Origin of the sequence: Kitasatospora sp. NPDC050463, assembly GCF_040655255.1 — a bacterium.
In the GTDB taxonomy this organism is placed as follows: Bacteria; Actinomycetota; Actinomycetes; order Streptomycetales; family Streptomycetaceae; genus Kitasatospora.
In genome coordinates, this window is sequence record NZ_JBFAJO010000014.1 from 104,641 (window position 1) to 124,832 (window position 20,192).

The 20,192-nt window shown below is 73.1% G+C and carries 16 protein-coding genes and 1 riboswitch; of the genes, 5 read left to right on the top strand and 11 right to left on the bottom strand.

Going from position 1 to position 20,192, the window contains the following annotated elements; genetic code table 11:
- Nucleotides 1-131: 131 nt before the first annotated feature.
- Nucleotides 132-593 carry a gamma-glutamylcyclotransferase family protein gene (locus AB0J08_RS11825; RefSeq protein ID WP_360630896.1) on the bottom strand — a complete coding sequence of 154 codons (462 nt, stop codon included), beginning with the start codon at nt 591-593 and terminating at the stop codon, nt 132-134.
- 168 nt (nt 594-761) lie between these two features.
- Between AB0J08_RS11825 and AB0J08_RS11830 the strand changes: the two genes are divergently transcribed.
- Nucleotides 762-1,751, top strand: a complete 990-nt coding sequence (locus AB0J08_RS11830; protein ID WP_360630899.1) for an EamA family transporter — start codon at nt 762-764, stop codon at nt 1,749-1,751.
- Here AB0J08_RS11830 and AB0J08_RS11835 read toward each other — a convergent pair.
- Nucleotides 1,705-2,307 carry a dihydrofolate reductase family protein gene (locus AB0J08_RS11835; RefSeq protein WP_360630902.1) on the bottom strand — a complete coding sequence of 201 codons (603 nt, stop codon included), beginning with the start codon at nt 2,305-2,307 and terminating at the stop codon, nt 1,705-1,707. The two genes, AB0J08_RS11830 and AB0J08_RS11835, sit on opposite strands and share 47 nt — an antisense overlap.
- Before the next feature lie 105 nt (nt 2,308-2,412).
- Between AB0J08_RS11835 and AB0J08_RS11840 the strand changes: the two genes are divergently transcribed.
- Nucleotides 2,413-2,988 (top strand): TetR family transcriptional regulator, encoded by a 576-nt coding sequence (locus AB0J08_RS11840; protein ID WP_360630905.1) that lies wholly within the window; start codon nt 2,413-2,415, stop codon nt 2,986-2,988.
- 145 nt (nt 2,989-3,133) lie between these two features.
- On the opposite strand, the gene AB0J08_RS11845 is transcribed toward AB0J08_RS11840, so the two are convergent.
- Nucleotides 3,134-4,204, bottom strand: a complete 1,071-nt coding sequence (locus AB0J08_RS11845; protein ID WP_360630908.1) for a PhlD — start codon at nt 4,202-4,204, stop codon at nt 3,134-3,136.
- Between the two features lie 329 nt (nt 4,205-4,533).
- A complete protein-coding gene (locus AB0J08_RS11850; RefSeq protein ID WP_360630911.1) occupies nt 4,534-5,283 on the bottom strand; it encodes an SDR family oxidoreductase in 750 nt (249 codons plus the stop codon).
- A gap of 206 nt (nt 5,284-5,489) precedes the next feature.
- On the opposite strand from AB0J08_RS11850, the gene AB0J08_RS11855 reads away from it, so the two are divergent.
- Nucleotides 5,490-6,857, top strand: coding sequence for a glutamate-1-semialdehyde 2,1-aminomutase (locus AB0J08_RS11855; RefSeq protein WP_360630914.1), 1,368 nt, complete (start codon nt 5,490-5,492; stop codon nt 6,855-6,857).
- A gap of 82 nt (nt 6,858-6,939) precedes the next feature.
- On the opposite strand, the gene AB0J08_RS11860 is transcribed toward AB0J08_RS11855, so the two are convergent.
- The 5 genes from AB0J08_RS11860 to AB0J08_RS11880 all read right to left on the bottom strand — a co-directional run bounded on the left by AB0J08_RS11860 (nt 6,940) and on the right by AB0J08_RS11880 (nt 13,371).
- Nucleotides 6,940-7,170 carry a hypothetical protein gene (locus tag AB0J08_RS11860; protein ID WP_360630918.1) on the bottom strand — a complete coding sequence of 77 codons (231 nt, stop codon included), beginning with the start codon at nt 7,168-7,170 and terminating at the stop codon, nt 6,940-6,942.
- A gap of 381 nt (nt 7,171-7,551) precedes the next feature.
- The gene (locus AB0J08_RS11865) at nt 7,552-9,213 is read right to left on the bottom strand and encodes an ABC transporter ATP-binding protein (RefSeq protein WP_360630921.1); all 1,662 of its coding nucleotides are present in this window, start codon (nt 9,211-9,213) and stop codon (nt 7,552-7,554) included.
- 19 nt (nt 9,214-9,232) lie between these two features.
- The gene (locus tag AB0J08_RS11870; RefSeq protein WP_360630924.1) at nt 9,233-10,225 is read right to left on the bottom strand and encodes an ABC transporter permease; all 993 of its coding nucleotides are present in this window, start codon (nt 10,223-10,225) and stop codon (nt 9,233-9,235) included.
- Nucleotides 10,226-10,366: 141 nt separating this feature from the next.
- Nucleotides 10,367-12,124 carry an ABC transporter substrate-binding protein gene (locus AB0J08_RS11875; RefSeq protein ID WP_360630927.1) on the bottom strand — a complete coding sequence of 586 codons (1,758 nt, stop codon included), beginning with the start codon at nt 12,122-12,124 and terminating at the stop codon, nt 10,367-10,369.
- Nucleotides 12,125-12,291: 167 nt separating this feature from the next.
- Nucleotides 12,292-13,371 carry an ABC transporter permease gene (locus AB0J08_RS11880; RefSeq protein ID WP_360630930.1) on the bottom strand — a complete coding sequence of 360 codons (1,080 nt, stop codon included), beginning with the start codon at nt 13,369-13,371 and terminating at the stop codon, nt 12,292-12,294.
- Nucleotides 13,372-13,667: 296 nt separating this feature from the next.
- A riboswitch (ZMP/ZTP riboswitch) is annotated at nt 13,668-13,764 on the top strand.
- 29 nt (nt 13,765-13,793) lie between these two features.
- Here AB0J08_RS11880 and AB0J08_RS11885 point away from each other — a divergent pair.
- A complete protein-coding gene (locus AB0J08_RS11885; RefSeq protein WP_360630933.1) occupies nt 13,794-15,266 on the top strand; it encodes a glycine hydroxymethyltransferase in 1,473 nt (490 codons plus the stop codon).
- A gap of 70 nt (nt 15,267-15,336) precedes the next feature.
- Here the strand turns inward: AB0J08_RS11885 and AB0J08_RS11890 are convergent, their stop codons facing one another.
- Nucleotides 15,337-16,776: an aldehyde dehydrogenase family protein gene (locus AB0J08_RS11890; protein ID WP_360630936.1), complete on the bottom strand. Its 1,440-nt coding sequence runs from the start codon at nt 16,774-16,776 to the stop codon at nt 15,337-15,339.
- A gap of 607 nt (nt 16,777-17,383) precedes the next feature.
- Here AB0J08_RS11890 and AB0J08_RS11895 point away from each other — a divergent pair.
- Nucleotides 17,384-18,373, top strand: a complete 990-nt coding sequence (locus AB0J08_RS11895) for a class I SAM-dependent methyltransferase (protein ID WP_360630939.1) — start codon at nt 17,384-17,386, stop codon at nt 18,371-18,373.
- 121 nt (nt 18,374-18,494) lie between these two features.
- On the opposite strand, the gene AB0J08_RS11900 is transcribed toward AB0J08_RS11895, so the two are convergent.
- Nucleotides 18,495-20,171: an APC family permease gene (locus AB0J08_RS11900; protein ID WP_360630942.1), complete on the bottom strand. Its 1,677-nt coding sequence runs from the start codon at nt 20,169-20,171 to the stop codon at nt 18,495-18,497.
- Nucleotides 20,172-20,192: the final 21 nt, after the last annotated feature.

Genomic DNA, 20,192 nt, shown 5'->3' on the forward strand with positions numbered 1-20,192 from the left:
TCTCCGGCGAGGGTGGCGGGCCTCGGCGACCGGGGTTGGCGTCGTGCGGGGGCCTCGGGGGTGCGGGGGTCGGGCCCGGTTCCGTGCCTTCTGTGCTCGGTCCCACGTTCTCGGCGTTCGGTTCCGCGCGCTCAGCGCTCGTCGCGGCGGGTCCAGTCCCCGGACGGGACGAGCGCGGGGCGGGCGCGCAGGCGGGCGGCGACGGCCGGGCCGGCCAGGTAGACCCAGGCGTCCTCGGTGCCCCCGGCCGGCGTCCGGACGGCGAGCCGCGCGCGTACGTACTCGCCGGTGCCGTCGGCGCGGCAGTCCTCCAGCCGGTCGAGCGCGGTGAGCGCGGCGGCGTAGGCGCCGGGGCGCACGGTGATCAGCTCGCCGATGACGCGCCGGCCGGGGGTGGCGTCCGGTACCGCGTACGGGAAGCCCGGGCCGTCGTGCAGCGCCGCGCCGTCGACTACGGCGGCCCGGACGGCGGCGCAGCGCCCGGCCAGGTGGACGGCGTGGTTGCGGCCGCCGGTGCGGAGCGTGCCGTAGACGAAGAACGGCAGGGCGCCGGGCTGGTCGGCGGGCCGGTCGGCGGGTGGTGCGTCGGACAAGGGGCCTCCTGGTGCGCGGTCCTCCCGGCTGGGGGAGCGCCCACCGTAGCGCCCGCGCCGAGCACCTCGGAGGGCGGCGGCGACCGTCTGGTGATACCCACTGGCGCGCGGGTGCGCCGATGCGCTGTCATGGCGGGTGACCGCCAGCACCGTCCTAGGGGGACACCCATGACAGCTCCCGTCTCGCGCCCGTTCGCCCCGACCCCGGCCGGGGTGCCCGTTCACGCGGCCCCCGGCCCGGCCGGCCTGGGCAGTGCGGTCTGGCTGGCGCTCGCCGTGGTGTACGTGGTGTGGGGCTCCACCTATCTGGCGATCCGGATCGCCTTGGAGACGATGCCCTCGTTCCTCTCCGCCGGGGCACGCTTCCTCGTCGCCGGGCTGCTGCTGGGCGGCTTCGTCCTGTTCCGCCAGGGGCGGGCCGGGCTCCGGGTGGACCGGCGGCAGTTCGGCTCCTCCGCGCTGGTCGGACTGCTGCTGCTGACCGGCGGCAACGGGCTGGTCGTGCTCGGCGAGAACTCCATCCCCTCCGGGCTGGCCGCGCTGCTGGTGGCGGCCGTCCCGCTCTGGACGGTGCTGCTCACGGCGGCGACCGGGGACCGGCCCAAGCCCGTCGAACTGGCCGGGGTACTGCTCGGGCTGGTGGGTCTGGCGGTGCTCTCCGCACCCGCGATCGGCGGGGACATCGCACCGGCCGGCGTGATCGCGGTCATCTGCGCCACGCTGACCTGGGCGTCCGGCTCGTTCGCCGCCAAGCGGATCCCGATGCCGGGCAACGTCTTCGCGGCGAGCGCGTACCAGATGATCGTGGGCGGGCTGGGCAATGTGCTGATCGGACTGGCACGAGGGGAGCAGCGTGGGCTGGATCTCGGCGCCTACTCCACCCGGTCCTGGCTGGCGCTCGGCTACCTGGTGGTGGTCGGCTCGCTGGTCGGCTTCACCGCGTACGCCTGGCTGCTGCAGTCCGCGCCGCTGACCCTGGTCGCCACCTACGCGTACGTGAACCCGGTGGTGGCGGTACTGCTCGGCTCGCTGGTCCTGGCCGAACCACTGACCGGCCCCACCCTGGTGGGCGGGGCGATCGTGGTCGTCGGCGTCTGTCTGGTGGTCAGCGTCAGCCGGCTGTCGGGGCGGACACCCCGGAAGCCTTCGCGTAGGTGAGGACGACGACGCCGTTGGCGAGTACCCGGGTGTCGGTCAGCGTGAAGGCGTTCGGCGAGAACGCGGCCCGGAAGAGCGGGACGCCGGAGCCGACCGCGACGGGGTTCAGCTTGACGATCAGTTCATCGATCTCGGGCAGCAGTTGACCGGCGAGGTCGCCGCCGCCGCAGAGGTAGATGCCGAGGCCCTCCTCCTGCTTCAGCCGGCGGACCAGGTCGAGCGGCTCCTCCGCGGTGACCTCGACGGCCGGGTCCGGGCTGCTGGTGAGCGAGCGGGAGACCACGATCTGGCGCAGGTGGGCGTACGGGCTGGAGAGGCCGACCGCCAGGCCCGGCTCGTAGCTGCCGCGGCCCATCAGCACGGTGTCGAAGCGCTCGTTGGGCGCGTCGGCCAGGCCGAACGCCGCGCGGGCGGGAGTGGGCAGGGCGTCACCCATCTCGCCGGTCAGGAAGGGGAGGGCGCCGGGGATGTAGGGGTCGAAGAAACCGAAGTCGCCGTCCGGGGCGGCGATGAAGCCGTCGAGGGTGGCAGCGACGTAGTAGGTGAGCTTGCGCATTCACGTCCTTGGAAGTCGGTCGAAGGCCCTGTGCCCTCAACCACTCCGGCTATAGTACTCAGTCTGTAGTGGTTGTCCAGGAGTTTCCGAAGGAGGATCAGAACCGTGGTGCAGAACCCCGCTCGACGTACCGCCCTCACCGATGCCGCGATCGACGTTCTCGCCCGTGAGGGCGCCCGGGGCCTCACCTTCCGCGCGGTCGACGTGCAGGCGGGCGTCCCCGCCGGCACCGCCTCCAACTACTTCGCCAACCGCGACGACCTGCTCCATCAGACCGCCCGTCACATCCACCACCGGCTCACCCCGGACTCGGACGTCATCGCGGACCTGCTGCGCGCCCCGCGCGACCGCGCCCTGGTGACCGCGCTGATGCACGACCTGCTGGGCCGGATCACCGCCGAGCGGGCCGGCTACCTGGCCCTGCTCGAACTGCGGCTGGAGGCCACCCGCCGGCCCGAGCTGCGCGCCGAGCTCACCGGCACGATCCGCGAGCAGCTGGAGGCGAACATCGCCTACCACGTGGGCGAGGGCCTGCCGGGCGATCGCGAGACGGTCGTCGTCCTCTACCTCGCGATGACCGGGCTACTGGTCGAACACCTCACCCTCCCCGAGGTGTTGGGTACCGACGGCCTAGCCGCGCTGGTCGGGACGCTGGTCGAGCGGATCGTGCCGAGCGCGTAGCCCGGGCCCGGCCGCCGCTCGCCTTCCTGTCGTTGATCAGCGAACCGATCACCGCTCGACATCCTGTCACCGCTCACCGCTCGGCCGGTGCTCGGAGCTGCGCGCCCGCCCCCATCCGGCGCACTGCCGCCCCAGCCCGGCCCGCTCAGTCGGCGGGACCGGCCCAGGTGACGAGCAGTGCGCTGAGCGCGACCCCCGGGCCGAGGCCGAAGACCAGTCCGCGCGCACCGGTGGCCGGGGGCGTCCGGTGGGTCCGGGCCAGGACGGAGAAGACCGTCGCTCCGCCCAGGTTGCCCTCCTCGGCGAGCACCGCCTTGGAATGCCGGAGGAAGGCCTCGTCCACGCCGAGCAGTGTGCCCAGCCTGTCGACTATGGCGGGCCCGCCCGGATGCAGCACACCGAAGTCGAGCTCCCGGCCGCCGTGCCGGTCCAGCCATCCGAGCAGGGCCGGCCCGAGGTCGGTGACCGAGCGGAGCGAGGCCCGGGTGGAGGCGAAGTGGTCGCCGCGCTCGTCGGTCAGCTTGCGGTACCGGTCGGTGGTCCGCGGGATCGTGTACTCGAAGCTGTGGCCGAGGCGCAGCCCGGGCGTGCGCCGCTCGCCGGTGACGACGGCCGCACCGACCATGTCCCCCCACAGCCCCTTGTAGATCTGGTCCTCGACCGAGGTCTGGGAGTCCTGGTAGAGCGAGGAGAGGGATTCGCCGGCGACCACCAGGACGACGCCCCCGGGATTCCCGGTCAGGTACTCCTGGGCGGCGATCAGCACGTGCGCGCCGCCCGCGCAGGCCAGCTGCGTCATCGGTCGGCGGCGGATGTCGGGGCGGAGCCCGAGCCGCTGCTGGAGGAGGACGTCCAGCCCCGGCACCCCGTCGCCGGTCGCGCTGCTGACGACGATGCAGTCGACGTCCTCGGCGTTCACGTCCGCGGCCGCCATCGCCTCGGTGGCGGCGTTCTCGGCGGCGTCCAGCAGGTCGGCCATGGTGGTGCTCTTGCGCTCGGCGGCGGTGCGGTCGGGCGAGGTGACGACCTCGTACGGCTGGAAGTACCGGCGGGTGCCGGGCAGGTTGCTCAGGGCCATCCGCACGGTCTGGGCCTTCCGGGGCGGGTAGTCGGGGTTGCGGGCGAGGATGTCGTCGCGGATCCGCTCGGCCGGGACGACATGGGGGCCCGCGACCAGGGCCGGTCGGCTGACGTACGCGGTGGTCGGGGTAGGCATGTCGCGGTGTCCTAGGAGCGGTCCGTGCCGCGTCCGGGTGGACGGGGCAGTCGGCACCCGTGCGGCGGACGCACGGAGTGCGTCGACACATCGTGACGCACCGTGACGCTCTCGGGGGCCCCGCCCGGATACTGATGTACCCACGCTACCCGCCCGTCCCCGGTACTTCTGCCGGATGGTGGGCCTGGTGGGGGTGGCGCCTCGGCCGCCTCCGACGCTCCGGTCCAGCACAGGGCGCCGTCGCGGTCACTCAGAGTCGTCATTCGGTGGGAGGGCGGCGGCCTGCCGATCCATTCGGCGCCAGGAGGCGGCCCGGGCTCAGTGCGGCACTAGCCGCGGCCGACGAAGGGCATGGCGCTCGGCATCACCGTGATCGACGGGATGTTCACACCGAGCGGCAGCGCCGCCATCGTCACCACGGTCTCCGCGACATGGCGGACGTCCATGGTCGGTTCGACCCGGAGGCTGCCGTCGGCCTGGCGGGCGGCGGGCTGCTCCCGGTCGCCGGGCGTCACGTTCCCGATGTCGATCTGCCCGCAGGCGATGTCGTACCGGCGCCCGTCCAGGGAGAGCGACTTGGTCAGACCGGCCACCGCGTGCTTCGCGGCGGTGAACGCGATCGAGTCGGGGCGGGGGGCGTGGGCCGACGGCGCGCCGTTGTTGATGATCCGTCCGCCGCGTGGCGACTGCTCCTTCATCATCCGGTACGCGGCCTGGGCGCAGAGGAAGCTGCCGGTGGCGATGGACCCGAGCACCCGGCCCCAGTCCTCGGCGGTGACGTCCTCGGTCGGGATGTAGGGCATGGTGTCGGCCGCGTTGTTGAACAGGAGGTCGAGCCGACCGAAGCGCAGCGCGATCTCGGCGAACAGCTCGCGTACGGCCGCGGGATCGGTGATGTCCGCGGGCAGCGGGACCAGGCGGTCCGTGAGCGACGGCCCGGCCAGCCGGGCGGTCTCCTCCAGGGCGTCCTTGCGCCGGCCGACCAGGACGACCGACCAGCCGTCCGCCGCCAGGGCCAGCGCGCAGGCCCGTCCGACGTTGCTGCCCGCCCCCGTCACCACCGAGATCTTCGCGGCCACGAATGCAACTCCCTCGATCTTGCGGGAACATGACGAGAGATCAGTTTTCGATTGAACGGCGATGGTCGTCAAGGGCGCCCATCCGGGCGGGTGCCGGCGCCGGACGGCGCCGCCGCGCCCGCGGGCCGCCGCGCGCAAGCACCACCGGGACCCGAGCCGTCGGGGCCCGTACCACCACAGCCGAACCACTGGGACAGGAACAGCGGATGACCCCTCGACGGACCTTCAACGCCGCACCTCACGCCGGAACACCGGTGGGGCCCCGGACGGACACCAGCCGAGCCCTGTTCGACCGGGCCGGGAAGTCCCTGGCCGGCGGCGTCAGTTCGTCCTCCCGCATCACCTCCACCGGTCCGCACCCGTACCCCCTGTACATCGAACGCGGCTCCGGTTCGCACGTCTGGGACGCCGACGGCAACGAGTACGTGGACTTCCTGATCTCCTACGGCAGTGCCGTCCTCGGCCACGCCGACCCCGGCCTCGCCCGGGCCCTGGGTGGCGTCCTGCAGACCGGCACCATGTTCGGCACCTGCAACCTGCCGGAGATCGAACTGGCCGAGCAGATCCAGCGGATGGTGCCCTGCGCCGACCTGGTGCGGTACGCCAACTCGGGCTCGGAGGCGATCCAGGGGGCGGTCCGGGCGGCCCGTGGCTTCACCGGGCGGTCCAGGATCCTCAAGTTCGAGGGGCACTACCACGGTTGGGTGGACACGCTGGCGATCTCCAACCGGCCGACCGCCGCCGAGGCCGGCCCCTACGAGGCGCCGGCGGCCCTGCCGCACTCCCCGGGGATCCCGCCCGGCGTGGTGGCGGACGTGCTGGTCTGCCCGTGGAACGACCCCGCGGCGCTGCGCACCGTGCTGGACGCGCACCGGCGCGAGATCGCGGCGGTGATCTGCGAGCCGATCGTCGCCAACAACGCCTGCACCATGCCGGCTCCGGGCTTCCTGGAGGTCCTGCGCGAGGAGTGCACCGCGCGGGGACTCCTCCTGATCTTCGACGAGGTGTGTACGGGCTTCCGTACCGGCCCGGGCGGCGCGCAGGCCCTGTTCGGTGTCGTCCCCGACCTGGCGGTCTACTCCAAGGCGCTCGGCGGCGGGCTGCCCATCGCGGCCTTCGCCGGCCGGGCCGACGTCATGGGCGAGGTGGCCGCCAACCGGGTGAAGCACGGCGGGACGTACAACGGCTCCCCGCTCTGCGTCACCGCCGCCCTGGTGACGCTTACCCGGCTCGCGGATCCGGCGGTCACCGACCGGATCGACGCGGCCGGCCGGCGCATCATGACCGCTGTCCGCAGGGCCGCCCGGGACCACGGCGTCCCGTGCGCGGTGCAGGGTGTCGGCGCGATGTTCCAGGTGGTGTTCTCCGCCGACGGCGCGCCGACCAGGCGGTACCGGGACACCTTCGCGCTGGATCAGGGGCGCTACGACGCCTTCCGGCACGCCCTGGTGGCACGCGGCATCCACGTCAACGCGTACGGGCTGGCCTGCTGGTTCGTGTCGGCGGCGGTGACCGAGGACGACATCGAGGCGACCTGTGCGGCGATCGACGAGGCGTTCGCGACGATTCGCTGAGACCGAAGCCCCGCTCCCCGCCCGGCCGTCGGGGCGCCGTCCTCCCGGACGCCGCCCGCCGCTCCGCCGCCGGCGCAGTGGCTCAGCCCGCGGCCCCGATCGCCGCCTGGCCGAGCCGCTCCGCCAGTTCGCCGAAGGCGGCGCCCAGTTCCTCGTCCGCGACCCCGCCGGCGTAGGCCTGGAAGGCGAGCGCGGCCTGGGCCTGGACGGCCGGCGTGGCGTAGCCGGGGTCGATCGGGTACGGCTCGCCGGGCGGCCAGGGGAAGGGCCAGTGCCGGGCCACGGGATGCGCCGGTCCGGCGGGGTCGGGCACCAGTCGTCCCCGACCTCGGTGAGGATGGTGCGCGGGTCCCCGCCGGACAGGCGTGCGGTGATGGCCGCGTTGGCCACCGCGTTGACCGTTCCGGCGACGGCCAGCCGCAGGTCGGTCGCGCCGGGCGGGAGCGGCTGCGGGTTGAGTCCGACCTCTGCGCTGCCGTGCGCGGCCAGATGGACGTGGCGGGTGGGGCCGAGGACGGGCAGGTGCGGGCGGATGCCGTCCAGGGCCTCGGGGTGGAGCCGGCCCAACAGCTGGAGCAGTGTGGCGGCCTGGCTGACGAGGGTCATCGGGAACCCCTTCTCCGGGGTGGGGGGAGTCGCTGCCGGTAGCCGATCGTATGCGGAGCGGGTCGGCCCTGCAGGCGGCGACACACCCTCAGTGCGCGGCGGCCAGCAACTCTCTGGTGTAGTCGGTGTGCGGGGCGGTGAACAGCCGGTCGCGGTCGGCGGACTCGACCAGCCGGCCGCCGTGCATCACCGCGACGCGGTCGCAGAAGTGCCGCACCACGGAGAGGTCGTGCGAGACGAACAGGAAGGCGACGCCCAGGCGTTCGCGCAGCTCCATCAGCAGGTTGAGCACCTGGGCCCGGACCGAGACGTCCAAGGCGGAGACGGGTTCGTCGGCGATGATCAGCCGGGGCTCGGGGGCGAGCGCCCGGGCGATGCCGATCCGCTGGCGCTGGCCGCCGGAGAACTCGTGCGGGTAGCGGTCCAGGTGCGCGGCCGACAGACCGACCTGCGCCAGCAACTCGGCGGAGCGCTCGCGTCGTTCGGCCGGGCCGAGGGCGGTGTGCAGCCGCAGCGGCGTGTCGAGGGTCTGGCCGACGGTGCGGCGCGGATTGAGCGAGGCGTACGGATCCTGGAAGACCAGCTGGATCTCGCGGCTGAGCCGGCGGCGCAGTGCCCGGTCGGGAGTGGTGGCGTCGACGCCGTCGTAACGCACCCGGCCGGCGCTCACCGGTTGCAGGCCGGCCAGGACCCGGGAGGTGGTGGACTTGCCGGAGCCGGACTCGCCCACCAGGCCCAGGGTCTCGCCCGGGGCGATCCGCAGGCTCACCCCCTCCACCGCGCGGACGGGCTCGCCGCGCCGGCCGGTGAGGCCGCGCCGCCCGGGGAAGTGGACGGCGAGGTCCTCGATCTCGACCAGCCAGCGGTCGGGGGCGGCGCTCACCCGCCGCGCGAAGGAGAAGGACGGCGACGGGTCGTCGACGGTCGCCAGCGGTGTGCCCGGTACGGTCTCCCGGGTGAGTGCCGCTCCCACCAGGGCCCGGGTGTAGGGCTGTCGCGGCGCGGCCAGCAGCTCGGGGGTCGGCGCCGACTCCACCTGTTCGCCGTCGCGCAGTACCAGCGTCCGGTCGGTCGTCCCGGCCACCACGCCGAGGTCGTGGCTGACCAGCAGCACCGCCGTGCCGTGCTCGCGCTGCAACTCGCCCAGCAGGTCGAGGACCTGCCGCTGGACACGGGCGTCCAGCGCGGTGGTCGGCTCGTCGGCGATCAGCACGTCCGGGTCGTTCATCAGCGCCATGGCGATCATCACCCGCTGGCGCATGCCGCCGGAGAAGAGGTGCGGATGGTCGCGGACCCGGGCGGCCGGGATGCCGACCCGGTCCAGCATGGCGGCGGCCCGCCGCCGGGCCTCGGCGCGGCCGGCGCCTGGGTGGTGCAGCCGGTACATCTCGGCCAACTGCGCGCCCACGCCGTGGAACGGGCTGAGCGAGGTGAGCGCGTCCTGGAAGACCAGGGCGACCCGGCCGCCGCGCACCTCGCGCAGCACGCCCTCGTCCGCGCCGACCAGCTCCCGGCCGCCGAGCCGGACCGAGCCGGTGACGGTGGTGGTGCGCGGGTCGTGCAGGCCGAGCACGGCGAGGCCGGTCGCGGACTTGCCGGAGCCGGACTCGCCGACCAGGCCGAGGACTTCACCCCGGGCGAGATCGAAGGAGAGGCCGCGGACGGCCCGTACGGGCGCGCCGCCGCGGGGGTCGGCGAAGGACACGGACAGGTCGCGGACGCTCAGCACCGCTTCGGTGGAGGGGGTCATCGGAACACTCCAGAGGGGGTCAGCTGAGGCGGATGCGCGGATCGAGCCAGGCCACCGCGAGGTCGGCCAGGGCGACGAACAGCACCACGAAGCAGGCGGCGAGCAGCACGGCGCCGACCACGGCCGGCAGGTCCTGCCCGGAGACGGCCTCGGCGGCGAAGGTGCCGACGCCGTTCAGCCCGAACACGGTCTCGGTGATCACCGCGCCGCCGAGCAGCGCGCCGGCCTCCAGACCGAGCAGCTGCACCAGCGGGCCGGCGGCGCCGCGCGAGGTGTACTTGAGATGGGTGCGCAGCCGGCCGAGGCCCTTGCCGCGCGCGGTGCGGACGTACTCCTCGTTCATCGTCTCCAGCAGCTGGGAGCGCGAGAGCCGGGCGAAGACGGCCGAGTTGACGAAGCCGAGGACCAGCCAGGGCAGCAGCATCCCGCCCGCCCAGGCGGCCGGGTCCTCGGCCGGCGGGGTGTAGGAGGGCAGCGGCAGCAGGCCGGTCGAGTAGACCAGTGCCCACTGGGCGACGTACCCGAGGAAGTAGATCTGCACGCTGGCACCGACCAGGGTGAAGCCGGAGAGCAGCCGGTCCGTCCTGGTCCCGTGGCGCAGGGCGGCGACGAAGCCGGTGCCGAGGCCGAGCAGTACCAGGACGGCGAGGGCACCGGCGGTGAGCGAGAAGGTCACCGGCAGGTGGTCGGCCAGGGCCTCGGTGACGGGCTGGTGGAGCCGGTAGGAGTAGCCGAGGCAGGGCGCGTCGCAGTGGATGACCGAGCCGTCGACGTCGGCGATGTCCCGCCCGGCGACGACCCCGGCCAGGTAGTCGGTGTACTGGGTGAGCAGCGGCTGGTCCAGGCCCATGCTCTGGCGGACGGACGCGACCTGGCCGGAGTCGCAGCGCGGGCCGCAGGCCGCGCGGGCCGGGTCGGCGGGGGCGGCGTAGAAGAGGGCGAAGGCGGCGGCGGAGACCGCGACCAGGACGGCGAGGGCCTGGAGGGTCCGCCGCAGGGCGAAGGAGAGCATGGCCGGTCCGGGGTCGAGGAGGGGCGGAAGGGGAGTGGGAGGGGAGCGGGAGGAGGGGCGGAAGGGGGCGGGCGGGGGAGCGGAAGGGGGGTCGGCGGCCCGGCCCGCAGGACGGGCCGAGCCACCGGCGGCGTCAGGACGTCAGGACTTGAGGTAGAGCCAGGCCAGGCCGACCGACCCGTAGATCGGGTGGACGAACGCCCCGCCGACGTTGCTGCCGCGCAGCTGGTTCACGGTCGGGTAGGCGAAGGGCAGCACCGGCACGTCCTTCATCACGGTCTGCTCCAGCGCGTAGAGCTCCTTGGCCTTGGCGCGCGGCTCGCCGATCTGGTTGATCCGGTCGATCTCCTTGTCCACCTCGGCGTTGCGGTAGCGGGCGGAGTTGAGGTCGCTGTTGGCCCGGCCGTCGAAGGAGAACGGGACCAGCGTGGACGGGGTCGGCCAGTCGACCGAGCTGGTCTCCTCGAACAGGTCGTACGGCGAGTCGGCGCGGTGCGCCTCGTCCAGCAGCGCCTTGGGGTCGATCGGCTTCGGCACGATGGTGATCCCGGCCTTGGCGAAGCCCTCGACCAGCACCTGGGCGACCCGCTGCCCGTTCGGCGTGTTGGCGTACGCGTAGGTCAGGGCGGCCGGCGGCTGCTTCGCCTTGGCGAGCTGCCGTTTGGCGGCCTCCGGGTCGCCCTCCGGCCTGGCCGGGTACAGGTCGTACTTCTGCCAGTCGACCAGTGCGGGGGAGCTGAGCGTAGTGGCCGGCTCGCCGACCCGGGTGCCGCCCTGGACCTGGCGCGCCTGCTGGCGCGGGTAGGCGAGGTGCAGCGCCCGGCGGACCTCGACGTCCGGCACCCGCTCGTTGTTGATCACGAGCTGGGTGACGAAGGCGCCCTGCCGGCCGGAGACCAGCAGCTCCTTGGCCTTGGGGTCGGTGTCGACGCTCTGGTAGAGCTCGGGGGAGAGCTGGGTGGCCACCGTGGTGGCGTCGGCGCCGCCGTCCCGTCCGGAGAGGATCTCCTGGTTGATGTTGAGCGCCTCCTTGCCGAAGGTGAAGACGAACTTCTCCGGGTACTGGCTGCGGATCGGGTCGGTCTCCGGCTTCCAATGCGGGTTGCGCTCCAGCACCAGCCGGGTGTTCTGGACGTGCTCGGCGATCCGGTACGGGCCGCTGGAGAACGGTAGGCGGTCGTAGTCCGTGCCGGTGTCCTTGTCCTTGCGCACCGGGGAGGAGGAGGACTGCGCGGCCATGTACGGCACGTCGGCCTGCGGCTGCGGGAAGTGCAGGACGAGGGTGCGGTCGTCCGGGGTCTCGATCGCGGCGAGGTCGCCGTCCTGCGGGCCGCCGTACTTCTTGCGGGCGTCGTCGTAGCCGGCCTCGCCGGTGAGCCACTGCGCCCAGTACGGCGGGCCGACCTCGTAGCCCTTGCCGAAGGAGCGCTCGATGCCGTACTTGACCTGCTGCGAGGTGATCGGCAGGCCGTCCTCCCAGGCCACGCCCTCCTTCAGCCGGTACGTCCAGGTGCGGCCGCCGTCGGCGGAGGTCCCGGTGTCGGTGGCGAGGTCGCCGACCAGCTTGGCCTTGCCGTCCACCACCTGGTATTGGGTCAGCTGGCGGCCCCAGAGCAGCGAGGTGTTGTACGCGGCGCCCGCGTACACCTTCTGCGGGTCGAGGTGGCGGAAGTCGGTGGTGTTGTAGACGTTCACGGTGCCGCCCGGGCGGGCGCCGGGGACGGCGGGGGCCGGGCCGGCGCTCTCCTGCTCGGTGCCGAGCGCGGCCGTCAGCGGCGAGGATTCCTTGCCGGTACCGGTACCGGTACCGGTACCGGAGGTGGAGCCGGCGCCGGCCGAGCAGGAGGTCGCCAGCACCGCGGTGGCGATGACGGCGAGGGACGGTCTGATCCAGCGCATGGCGAATCTCTCCTTGCCCCGGGGCGGGGCGGCTAGGTGTGAAAGGGGGGAGCGGCTCCCGAAGGAGGGCCGCCCCTCGGCGGTCGGGCCGTCGCGAAGGGAAGGCCAGGGCAGGGCAGCACAGGGAACGGCGGGGCCAGGCCGGGGCGAACGGCGGGCGGCGGTGCTCAGCGGGCGGCGCGCGGGTCGAGCGCGTCCCGTACGGCGTCTCCGAGCAGGTTGAAGGCGAGGACGAAGAGCAGCAGCGCCACACCGGGGAAGAACATGTACGTCGGGTCGGCCTGGAAGACCTCGGAGCCCCGGGCGATCATCCGGCCCCAGTCCGGGACCGGCTCGTTGATGCCGACACCGAGGAAGGACAGCACCGCCTCGGAGGCGACGAAGGTCGGCACCGCCATCGTCGCGTGCACCAGGAGCTGCGCCCGGACATTCGGCAGGAGTTCACGGAACACGATATGGAATGCGCTCGCGCCGACGGCCCGGGCGGACTGCACGAAATCCCTTTCCCGGAGTGACCGCACGGAAGCCCGGAGGGAAAGCGCGAGCGGAATCCAGCCGAACGCGGAGAAAACCAGGATCAGTACCAGGAACTGCATCCACTCGGGTTCGGCGGTGTCGGGATCGACCAGCCGGGACTGGATGACGGGGCTGAGCGCGAGCAGCAGGAGCAGCGTCGGAAAGGCCAGCAGCACGTTGGAGAGGAAGCCGAAGAGCCGGTCGGTGATCCCGCCGAGGTAGCCCACCGCGACCCCGGCCAGCACCCCGAGCGCGGTGGTGACGGCGGCCGAGGCGAAGGCGATCAGCAGCGAGGTGCGGATCCCGTAGAGCAACTGGGTGAGGACGTCGCGGCCGAGCCCGGGCTCCAGGCCGAACCAGAAGTCGCCCGAGATCCCGCCGTTCGGCGCCATCGGCAGCCCGCCGTCGCTGAGCAGGCCGGGTGCGTTCTGGCCGTAGTGCTCGACCGGGTTCCTGCCGTACAGGGCGGCGATCAGCGGGGCGGCGAGCGCGAGCAGCAGGAAGAGCAGGACGACCGCGAGGGCGGTGGTGCCGACCCGGTCGCGGCGGATCCGGCCCAGCAGGCCCAGCAGGCCCTGGGGGGACGCCGCGGCGGCCGGCGACCTTCCGGCGCCGCCCTTTCCGGGGGCGGCCTCTCCGGCGGAGGCGTTCTTGGCGGAGCCCTCCTCGGTGGGCGTCCGGCCGTCGGCGTCGGCTCCGGAGGGCTCTGTGACTGTCTCGACCGCTGCCATGAGAGGCGTACTCCCCGAATTTCTCCGCCGCCCCGTGGATGAGGGTGCGCTGGTGTGCATTTCCGGACCGGCCTGCGGGGGTTTTCCGGCGGCCTGCCGAACGCCATCAGATCGGACGCCACCGGACTTCCGCAAATCATTCCCGGCGGAGTTCGGGTGCAATGTTTCGGGGATTGTGACGGCTTCATTCCGCGGCAATACTGCCGTTGCAGAAGAACGGGCATAACGGGGCAAAGGCTCCGGCCCGTCCCGCATTCTGAGATCTCCGCCACACCCGCCGGCACATTGATACGATCCCGGTGAGCCGCGACTGGCGCGCACGGATGGAATCGACCATCGGGAAGCGGCTCCGTGCACCCGCACGCCATGTTGCCGAGCGCCTGGGCCGTCCGTACTCGTCCGTCCGTCACGAGGAGACCGCCTTGGCCACCCCTGTCACCCCTGCCGCGCCGCACACCGCCGCCGGCGCCACCGCCAACACCGCCTTCCGCAGCGCCCTCGACGTCGTCCGCGAGGTGGAGCCGCGGATCGCCGCGGCCATCGGCCAGGAGATCGAGGACCAGCGCGCTTCGCTCAAGCTCATCGCCAGCGAGAACTACGCGTCCCCGGCCGTCCTGCTCGCGATGGGCAACTGGCTCAGCGACAAGTACGCCGAGGGCACCGCGGGCCGCCGCTTCTACGCCGGCTGCCGCAACGTCGACACCGTCGAGACGATCGCCGCCGAGCACGCCCGCGCGCTCTTCGGCGCCGACCACGCCTACGTCCAGCCGCACTCCGGCATCGACGCCAACCTGACCGCCTTCTGGGCCGTCCTCTCCCAGCGCGTCGAGAGCCCCGCCCTGAAGCGCGCCGAGGTCCGCAACGTCAACGACCTCACCGAGCAGGACTGGGCCGAGCTGCGCCGCGAGCTCGGCAACCAGCGGATGCTCGGCATGTCCCTGGACACCGGCGGCCACCTCACCCACGGCTTCCGGCCGAACATCTCCGGCAAGATGTTCGAGCAGCGCAGTTACGGTACCGACCCGGTCACCGGCCTGATCGACTACGACGCGCTGCGTGCCACCGCCCGTGAGTTCCGCCCGCTGATCCTGGTGGCCGGCTACTCCGCGTACCCGCGGCTGGTCAACTTCCGTACGATGCGCGAGATCGCGGACGAGGTCGGCGCGACCCTGATGGTCGACATGGCGCACTTCGCCGGCCTGGTCGCGGGCAAGGTGCTCACCGGCGACCACGACCCCGTCCCGCACGCCCACATCGTCACCACCACCACCCACAAGTCACTGCGCGGCCCGCGCGGTGGCATGGTGCTCTGCACCGCCGAGCTGGCCGAACACGTCGACCGCGGCTGCCCGCTGGTGCTCGGCGGCCCGCTCTCGCACGTGATGGCCGCCAAGGCGGTCGCCTTCGCCGAGGCCCGCCGCCCCGAGTTCCGGACGTACGCCCGGAGCGTGGTCGACAACGCGCAGGCGCTCGCCGAGGGCCTGCTGCGCCGTGGCGGCACGCTGGTCACCGGCGGTACGGACAACCACCTGGTGCTCGCGGACGTCTCCGGTCACGGGCTCACCGGCCGGCAGGCCGAGGCGGCGCTGCTGGACTCCGGCATCGTCACCAACCGCAACGCCGTCCCGCGGGACCCGAACGGCGCCTGGTACACCTCCGGCGTCCGGCTCGGCACCCCCGCGCTGACCACCCGGGGCCTGGGTGTCGCCGAGATGGACGAGATCGCGGCCCTGATCGACACCGTCCTGCGCGGCACCACGCCCGTCACCACCGCGGCCGGCGCTCCATCCAAGGCCCAGTACCTCCTGGACGACGCCCTGCGCGAGGGCGTCGCCAAGCGTGCCGCCGACCTGCTCGCGGGCTTCCCCCTCTACCCGGGTGTCGACCTGGTCTGACGCACCTGCGCAGCCGACGCCCGAGGGGATCCGGCACCGCCGGGCTCCCTCGGGCGTCCCCCGTGCCGCCTCAGTACTGCAGCGACTTGTGCTGCAGGAACTCCGCCAGGCCGTGCCGGCCCAGTTCGCGGCCGAGGCCCGAGTTCTTGTAACCGCCGAACGGGGCCAGCGGGTTGAAGCGGCCGCCGTTGAGATCGACCTGGCCGGCGTCGAGACGGCGGGCGAAGGCGGCGGCGGTGTCGGTGTCCGCCGCCCAGACGCCGCCGGCCAGGCCGTACTCGGTGCCGTTGGCCAGTTCGGCGGCGTGTTCCTCGTCGCGGTAGGCCAGGACGGCCAGCACCGGTCCGAAGACCTCCTCCTGAGCCACCGTCATGTCGTTGGTGACATCGGCGAGTACGGTCGGCTGGACGTAGAAGCCGGTGTCCAGGCCCGCCGGGGCGTCCGCGCCGCCGACGACCAGGCGGGCACCCTCGGCGAGCGCGCCGGTGATGTAGCCGCGCACCCGCTCCCGCTGCCGGGCGCTGACCACGGGCCCGACCCGGGTCTGCGGATCGGTCGGGTCGCCCGGGAGGTACTTGGCGGAGGCCTTCGCGGCGAGCGCCACCGCCTCCTCGTACTGGTCCTGGTGCACCAGCAGCCTGGTCCAGGCACTGCACGTCTGGCCGGAGTTGGCGAAGACGTTGGCGACGTTGACGTTGACCGCACGGGCCAGGTCGGCACCGGGCAGCACCACGTTGGCCGATTTGCCGCCCAGCTCCAGCGCCACCCGCTTGATGCCCCGGCCGGCGGTCTCGGCGACGGTCCGGCCGACGGTGGTGGAGCCGGTGAACGAGACCACGTCCACCTCCGGGTGCCCGACCAGTGCCGCACCGGCCGCCGCACCGGTACCGGTCACCAGGTTGAACACCCCGGCGGGGAAGCCCGCCTCGTGGACCAGCCGGGCGAACAGCCGGGCGACCAGCGGGGCGTCCTCGGCGGGCTTGAGCACCACCGGGCAGCCGGCGGCCAGGGCCGGCACGACCTTGGCCACGATCTGGTGCAGTGGATAGTTCCACGGCGTGATCGCCGCGACCACGCCGGCCGGCTCGGCGAGCACCACCGAGTTGCCGATCCGCTCCTCGAAGGGATACTCGGCGAGCAGCGAGAGGTACGAGCCGGCGACGGCCAGCGGCAGGCCGGCGTGCACGGCGGTCGCGAAGCCGATGGGCGCACCCAACTCGGCGACCACGGTGGCGGCTATCTCCTCCTGGCACCCGGCCAGGCCGTCCCGCAGCCGGGTGAGCAGCGCCAGCCGGTCCTCGCGCGAGGTGGCGGCCCAACTCCGGGCCGCCCGGCGGGCGGCGGCCACGGCGGCGGCCACGTCGGCCGTGCCGCCGGCGGGGACGGTGGCGAGCACCTGTTCGGTCGCCGGATTCAGTACCGGGATCGACCCGGCGTCCAGGGAGGGCCGCCATTCGCCGTCGATGTACTGGTCGCCGTACTGGGTGCCGTGCTCCGCGTCCTGCTGCACCGGGGGTCCTCTCGTCCGATCGTCCGCTTAACGAGCGTCGCTAGCCAAAGGGCCAGTCAAGGGCGCCCGGGTAGCCCGGCGCAAGAGCCGGATCCCTCCGGACTGCCACGCCCCTGACGCGCGCCGGCTCGCGCCCCGCGCCAAGCACGCCCCGCGCCCCGCGCCAAGCGCGCCCCGCACCGCACCCCACCGGGCCACCTGCCGCCCGCCGCACCCCTCCGGCAGGCCGCCCCCGCCCCCGCGCCGCGGCCACCGGGACGGAGATCGTTCCGCCGGATGGTGACAAACCGGGCGTGCGGGCGGCAGTATGGACGAACCGGCCCTCCCCGGACCGCTGTCTCCCCGAGTGCTCGGAATCGCGCATCGGACGAAAACACCCGCGCGACATCCCCTCAACTCCGGACAGCGGACGGTAGATTGCGGCGCACTCCGGCGCGCGTGGCTACCGTGGGCAGCGGGTTCGAGCGGCGTCCGTCCACGCCGGTCCGCAGGCTGCTCCGGAATGCCGGGCGGTGACCTCCGTCGCCGGCTCGTGCACCTCGTGCCGCGCGTGTCCGCGCCGGAGATCGTTCCCACAGGTCGTCCGTACCGCGTAAGGAGCAACTTCGTGACCGACGCCGCGTTGAGCGCCGAGCAGCACCGGCCCACCGAGCCGGCCCTGCTCGATGACGTCCCCGGCTGGTTCTGGGACCACGACCGTCACCTCTTCGAGTGGTTCCTCGGCCGCCAGGAGAGGACCGGCGTCACCGGTGACCTCCTGGAGATGGGCGCCTACCTGGGGCGCAGCGCGATCGTGATCGGCGGTCACCGGCAACCCGGCGAGACTTTCACGGTCTGCGACCTGTTCGACCTGGACGCCCCGGACGACGAGAACGCCGCCGAGATGTCCCTGTCCTACCGGAAGTCGCTGACCCGGACGGCGTTCGAGTCGAACTACCTCTCCTTCCACGACACGCTGCCGGAGATCATCCAGGCGCCGACCTCGGTGCTCGCCGGCGGTCGCCTCCCGGCCGGTGCGTTCCGCTTCATCCACATCGACGCCTCGCACCTGTACGAGCACGTGGTGGACGACCTCCGGGTGGCCCGGGCGGCGCTGCAGCCGCAGGGCGTGGTGGTCCTGGACGACTACCGCTCCGCGCACACGCCGGGCGTCGCCGCGGCCACCTGGGAGGCGGTGTTCAACCACGGCCTCACCCCGATCGTGCTGACCGAGAGCAAGTTCTACGGAACCTGGGGCGATCCGGAGCCCGCCCAGCAGGACCTGCTGGACCGGGTCGGACTGGCCGAGGGCTGCCGGCTCGCCGTCGAGACCCTGAACGGGCGGCGGCTGGTGCGGATCGGCGGCAGCTCCGAAGGCATCGAGCCGTTCCGGCCCTCGCGCCACCGCGACCGGCTGGTCGCCGAGGCGGCCCGGCGGGAGGCCGAGCAGGCGGAGGCAGAGGCGTTGCGCGCGCAGCAGGAGGCCGAGGTCGACCTCTCCGTCCGCCGGATCCGGGCCGCCGAGCGCCGCCGCCCGGCCAACGTGGCCAAGCGCGTCGCCGGAGACCTCCTCCCGCCGGTGGTGACCGCCGCCATCCGCCGCGCCCGCCGCGGTTGACCGCGCCGCGGCGGACGCGCCCACAGGGGCGGAGAAGCGGCAGGGGCGTGCCCCAGCGCTGGAAACGCCGCGCTCGGCACGCCCCTGGGCCGCGTGGTGGTGCGGCCGCGTCCAGGATCCGTCAGACCCGCGAGGGATCCGCGCCCTGCCGGGGAAGGGTGGTCCCGGTCCCAATCGCGGTCCCGGTCTCGGCAGCCTCGGCGGCCAGCTCGCGCTTGACGGCGTCCAGCGAGGGGTTGGCCCAGGCGCTGGCCACGCCCCAGCGGTAGAACGCGAGCCCGAGCGCGGCGACGACCAGCAGGTCCCAGCCCTCGGGGAGGTAGCCCTGGCCGCCGAAGTCAGTGCTGCCGGCCCACGAGACGCCGGCCATCACGAACAGGTAGGCGATCATCCAGGCGCCGGCCTTGAGGTGCGGCTTGAGCTCGGCCCACGGCTTGCGCAGCTCGTACCAGGCCCAGATCGGCAGGCCGGCGGCCATCAGCAGGATGACCTTGCCGGTCAGCGGCCAGCGGGCCCAGTAGAGCACCAGCGAGCCGAAGACCATCGCCACCGGGGCGATCACCGGCATCGCGCGCAGCCGGACGGGCCGCGGCAGCTCGGGCGCGAGGCGGCGCAGCGCCATCACCGCGACCGGGCCGGTGACGTACGAGATCACGGTGGCGACCGAGACGATCTCGGCGAGCGAGCCCCAGCCGCGGAAGACGGCCAGGAACAGGAAGGCGATCAGCAGGTTGAGCAGCAGGGCCGGCCGCGGAATGCCGGTCCTGGGGTCCACCCGGCCGAAGATCCGGGGCAGGTGGCCGTTCTCCTGCACGCCGTGGATCATGCGCGAGGTGGTGGCGGCGTAGATCATGCCGGTGCCGCTGGGGGAGACGAAGGCGTCCGCGTACAGCAGCAGGGCGAGCCAGTTGAGGCCCCAGGCGATCGACAGGTCGGCCAGCGGGGAGGTGTAGCCGAGCCCGCTCCAGCCGTTGCTCAGGTCCGCCGTCGGGACGGCGCCCAGGAAGGCCACCTGCAGCGCGACGTAGATCACCAGGGCGATCAGGATCGAGCCGATCACCGCCTTGGGCAGCGACTTGCCGGGGTCGCGCGCCTCGCCCGCCAGGTTCAGCGGGGACTGGAACCCGTTGAACGCCCAGACGATGCCGGAGACGGCGACGGCCGTGAACACCGCGCTCCAGCCGTTCGGCGCGAAGCCGCCGTGGTCGGTGAAGTGGGCGGTGTCGAAGTGGGCCAGCAGTAGAGCGCCCGCCGTCAGCGTCGGGACGACCACCTTGAACACCGTGATCGCGGTGTTGGTCTTGGCGAACAGCGTGATCGCGAACCAGTTCAGCGCGAAGTAGCCGACCAGGAGCACGCTCGCCACGGCGACCCCGCTGGTCGAGAGTTCCTCTCCGTCGAAGAGGTCCTTCGCCCAGCCGAAGTGCCAGGAGCTCATGTACTGCACCGAGGCCGTGGCCTCGCCCGGGATCACCGAGACGATGGCGATCCAGTTGGCCCAGGCCGCCAGGTACCCGGCGAGCGAGCCGTGGGAGTACTGCCCGTACCGCACCATGCCGCCGGCCTTGGGGAACATCGACCCGAGCTCGCTGTAGGTCAGGGCGATGGTGAGCGCGACCGCGGCGCCGATCACCCAGGCGACGATCGAGGCCGGCCCGGCGAGCCGTGCGGCACGCTCGGCTCCGAAGAGCCAGCCGGATCCGATGATCGAGCCCAGCCCCACGGCCGTGAGGCTGATGGTGCCGAGCGAGCGGCGGTAGTGCTGATGGGAAGCCGTCGTCGGCTCAGGCGCGCTCAACGTATCGGTCCTCTGTCTCCT

Bases quoted from the DNA above. Each gene is read 5' to 3' on its own strand.
- AB0J08_RS11830 (WP_360630899.1), top strand. From the start codon at position 762: ATGACAGCTCCCGTCTCGCGCCCGTTCGCCCCGACCCCGGCCGGGGTG.
- AB0J08_RS11835 (WP_360630902.1), bottom strand. From the start codon at position 2,307: ATGCGCAAGCTCACCTACTACGTCGCTGCCACCCTCGACGGCTTCATC.
- AB0J08_RS11845 (WP_360630908.1), bottom strand. From the start codon at position 4,204: ATGCCTACCCCGACCACCGCGTACGTCAGCCGACCGGCCCTGGTCGCG.
- AB0J08_RS11855 (WP_360630914.1), top strand. From the start codon at position 5,490: ATGACCCCTCGACGGACCTTCAACGCCGCACCTCACGCCGGAACACCG.
- AB0J08_RS11865 (WP_360630921.1), bottom strand. From the start codon at position 9,213: ATGACCCCCTCCACCGAAGCGGTGCTGAGCGTCCGCGACCTGTCCGTG.
- AB0J08_RS11870 (WP_360630924.1), bottom strand. From the start codon at position 10,225: ATGCTCTCCTTCGCCCTGCGGCGGACCCTCCAGGCCCTCGCCGTCCTG.
- AB0J08_RS11875 (WP_360630927.1), bottom strand. From the start codon at position 12,124: ATGCGCTGGATCAGACCGTCCCTCGCCGTCATCGCCACCGCGGTGCTG.
- AB0J08_RS11880 (WP_360630930.1), bottom strand. From the start codon at position 13,371: ATGGCAGCGGTCGAGACAGTCACAGAGCCCTCCGGAGCCGACGCCGAC.